This window comes from Gordonia asplenii (assembly GCF_012933505.1).
In the GTDB taxonomy this organism is placed as follows: Bacteria; Actinomycetota; Actinomycetes; order Mycobacteriales; family Mycobacteriaceae; genus Gordonia; species Gordonia asplenii.
Genome location: NZ_JABBNB010000092.1, coordinates 1 through 730, shown reverse-complemented (window position 1 = coordinate 730; position 730 = coordinate 1). Strand labels below are relative to the sequence as shown.

The 730-nt window shown below is 67.8% G+C and carries 1 pseudogene; it reads left to right on the top strand.

Annotation, left to right across the window (positions count from 1 at the left end):
• Positions 1-730 (top strand): annotated as a pseudogene (locus tag HH308_RS29320) (hypothetical protein); the annotation flags it as partial.

Sequence of the window (730 nt, the reverse complement as noted above, 5' to 3'; positions counted from 1 at the left end):
TGTCCGCGACATCGCCGCCGACCCCACCACCACTATCCGGCCACTGGCACACACCTACTCCAGCCTCGACGACGTCCTCGCCTGGATCAACACAAACCTCAACAACGAAACCGACGCAGACGATGTAGCCGAGCAGACCAGCACCGCCCGCGACGCCGAGGACCGCACCGGCGATCATGACGCCGACGATGTGGCCGAGCACGCCACCGGCACCGGCGATCACGCGGCCACCGACCGTGACGCAGACGACTCAACCGAGCAGCCCACCGGCACCGGCACCGGCACCGGCACCGGCACCGGCACCGACGACCATGACGCAGACAACACCGCCGAACAGACCACCACTACTGACGCACACGCAGGCCAGCCGACCGTCCAGTTACGACGCATCCACACCCATGGCGGCGACTCGCAGTCCGCTGATGCAGATACCGACGTCGAGGGCCCAGACCACGCACATCGGGACGCTGACCTCGACGCCGAGCCGGCCACCGACCCCGGGCCGGAGTCGTACTCGCCGAGCGGCCAGCCAGACACCGACCCACAACCCGAACCCGAGCCCGAGCCCGAGTGTCCCGATCGGCGCCGTTACACCCGCGTGCAGGACCTGTTCCACCGTCTGTGGGGACGTGCACCAGGACAAATGCTGCCGCTATCGGCGCGACTGTTCGTACCCGCGACCCAGCCGGCAAACCCCTACAAGCCCTCAACCGCGTTGGACACCTACATC